The sequence below is a fragment of the Pseudokineococcus marinus genome, from assembly GCF_013004605.1.
Lineage (GTDB): Bacteria > Actinomycetota > Actinomycetes > Actinomycetales > Quadrisphaeraceae > Pseudokineococcus > Pseudokineococcus marinus.
This window is the reverse complement of the sequence record NZ_JABEMA010000356.1, coordinates 1-2,834: the sequence shown is the minus strand read 5'-3', so window position 1 is coordinate 2,834 and position 2,834 is coordinate 1. Positions and strand designations below refer to the sequence as shown.

The 2,834-nt window shown below is 79.1% G+C and carries 3 protein-coding genes; 1 reads left to right on the top strand and 2 read right to left on the bottom strand.

What is annotated here, in order from left to right:
• The coding region (locus HLB09_RS15320) for an MFS transporter (protein WP_171204191.1) at positions 1-658 on the bottom strand (658 nt) is incomplete at its 3' end.
• Positions 659-704: 46 nt separating this feature from the next.
• Here HLB09_RS15320 and HLB09_RS15315 point away from each other — a divergent pair.
• The gene (locus HLB09_RS15315) at positions 705-1,889 is read left to right on the top strand and encodes a MalY/PatB family protein (RefSeq protein ID WP_212771189.1); all 1,185 of its coding nucleotides are present in this window, start codon (positions 705-707) and stop codon (positions 1,887-1,889) included.
• Between the two features lie 25 nt (positions 1,890-1,914).
• Here the strand turns inward: HLB09_RS15315 and HLB09_RS15310 are convergent, their stop codons facing one another.
• The gene (locus tag HLB09_RS15310; RefSeq protein WP_171204189.1) at positions 1,915-2,709 is read right to left on the bottom strand and encodes a DeoR/GlpR family DNA-binding transcription regulator; all 795 of its coding nucleotides are present in this window, start codon (positions 2,707-2,709) and stop codon (positions 1,915-1,917) included.
• Positions 2,710-2,834: the final 125 nt, after the last annotated feature.

Here is a 2,834-nt window from a genome sequence, read left to right as displayed (position 1 = left end):
CTCCGAGGGCGTGCACGGCGTCCGGCCGAGCCCGGTAGGCGACGGCGACGACGAGCGCCGCGAGCGCGAACGCGGCACCGGAGAAGAGGTAGGGGCCCGCCAGCGCGGGCAGCCCGAGCGCCTCGCCGAGGCGGCCGCCCGCCGGCGCGAGGTTGGGGCCCGCGACCGACCCCACGGTCGTCGCCCACACGACGACGGCGATGGTGCGCCCCCGCCGGCGCGCGGGGACGCCGTCGGCCGCGGCGTAGCGCGACTGCAGCCCGGCCGCCTGCGCGACGCCGAAGAGCGCCAGCCCCGCGACGAGCAGGAGCAGCGACGACGTCGCCGCGCCCGCGAGGACGCCCGCCGTCCCCACGCACGCGACGCCGTAGCCCACGGGCAGCGACCAGCGGCGCCCGCGCCGCGCCGCCAGCCGCGCCAGGGGCACGGCCGCGACGGCGGCGCCGAGGACGCCGACGGCCTGCCCGAGCCCGGCCGCGCCCGTGCCCGCGAGCTGCTCCACGAGCAGCGAGCCCACCGCGATGCCCGACGCGACGCCGACGCCGCCGAGGAGGTTGGTCGCCACGAGCGACCCGACGCGGCGGCCCTCGCCGACCGGTCCGCCGCCCGTCGCCGGAGTCGTCCCGGTCGCCCGCCCGGCCTCCACGTCCTCGGTCATGGTCGGATGCTCCCGCACGTCCGCCCGCGCGCACCGGAGGTCGACCGTGACGAGCCCCGCCCCTCCCGACGCCCGGCGCGGCGTCGACGACCTCACCCTCGAGGAGCTGCGTGCCCGCGGCGGGCTGAAGTGGACGCTCTTCCCCGACGCCATCGGCGCCTTCGTCGCCGAGGGCGACCACGGCACGGCGCCCGCGGTGACCCGGGCCCTGCACGAGGCCGTCGACGCCGGGGCGCTCGGCTACCTCACGCCGGCCCGCCAGCGGGCGATGGCCGAGGCGTGCGCGGCGTGGACGGCGTCCCGGTACGGCTGGGAGGTGCCACCGGAGCGCGTGCGACCGCTGGGCGACGTCCTCGCCGGGCTGCAGGTCGCCGTCGAGCACTTCTCGCGGCCCGGGTCGGCCGTCGTCGTGCCGACGCCCGCCTACATGCCCTTCCTCACGCTCCCGCGGGCGCTGGGCCGCGAGCACGTCGAGCTGCCGATGGCGCGCGACGGCGGCCGCTGGGTCTACGACCTCGACGCCCTCGACGCCGTCCTCGCCGCCGGCGCGGGCCTGCTCGTGCTCTGCAACCCGCACAACCCCGTCGGCCGGGTGCTCGAGCGCGCGGAGATGACGGCGATCAGCGAGGTCGTCGAGCGCCACGGAGCCCGCGTCCTCTCCGACGAGATCCACGCCCCTCTCGTCTTCTCACGCCACCGGCACGTGCCCTACGCGTCGACGTCGGAGGCGGCCGCCCGGCACACCGTGACGGCGACGTCCGCGTCGAAGGCGTGGAACCTGCCGGGCCTCAAGTGCGCGCAGCTGCTGCTGTCGAACGAGGCGGACGCCGAGCGCTGGGAGGAGGTCGGCGCCGTCCTCGAGCACGGCGCGTCGACGCCCGGCGTGCTCGCGGCCACGGCCGCCTACGCCGAGGGCGGGGCGTGGCTCGACGAGGTGCTCGTCCACCTCGAGGGCACCCGCGACCTCCTGGCGGACCTCGTCGCGGAGCACCTGCCGGGCGTCGTCATGGCGCCCGTCGAGGGCACCTACCTGGCGCTGCTCGACTGCCGCGCCCTCGACCTGGGGCCCTCGCCCGCGGCCTTCTTCCGCGAGCGCGCCGGCGTCGCGCTCACCGACGGCGCCGCGTGCGGACGGGCCGCCGAGGGCTCCGTCCGGCTCACCTTCGCGATGCCCCGGCCGCTGCTCGAGCGGGCCGTGCGGCAGATGGGCGAGGCCGTCCGCCGGCGCTGAGGCCCGGCGCCGGAGACTGGGCGCCTCACCCGCCGTCGGCCACCACCACGCGGACCCCGGCGTCGGCCAGCGCCCCCGCCAGAGGGTCCTCGGGCGCGCGGTCGGTGACGAGCACGTCGACCCCCGCCAGGTCGAGGAGCCGCTGCGGGCCCGTCCGACCGTGCTTGGCGGCGTCCGCGACGACGACCACGCGGTGGGCGGCCGCCGCGAGGGCGCGCCCGATGTCGGCCTCGCCGGCGTCGGCCGTCGTCGCGCCGAAGCGGGCGTCGACGCCCTCGACGCCGAGCACCGCGACGTCGAGGACGACCTCCTCCAGCGACCGGCGCGCGGCGGGCCCCGAGAGCTCGAGCGAGCGGTGGCGCACCGTCCCGCCGGTCATGACGACGCGCGCGTGCGGGCGGACGGCGACCTCGACGGCGATCGTCAGGGCGTTGGTGACGAGCGTGAACCCGCGGCTGCCGTCGGCCGGCGCGAGGTGGTCGGCCCGCACCAGCGCCCGGGCCACCTCGGTCGTCGTCGTGCCGCCGTTGACGCCCACGACGTCGCCCACCGCGACGAGCGCGGCCGCGGCCCGCCCGACGGCCTCCTTCGCCTCCGCGCGCACGGACGCCTTGTCGGCGAGGGGCCGCTCGTAGCCGCTGCTCGCGAGGGCCGAGGCGCCGCCGTGGGTGCGGACGGCGAGGTGCTGCTGGGCCAGCGCGTCGAGGTCGCGGCGGGCCGTGGCGTCGGAGGCGCCCAGCTCCTCCCGCACCCGGGCGACGCTGACGTGCCCGTCCTGCGCGAGGAGCTCGAGGATCCGCTCGAGCCGCTGCTGCCTCACGCCGCCCCCCGGGCGGTCGGCCGGGGGACGGCGCGCCGGGCCGACGGGCGCACGGCGCGCACGGCGAGGTCCTCGTCGAGGAGCACGAGGTCCGCCGCCCGCCCCGGCGCGAGCGCCCCGATCCG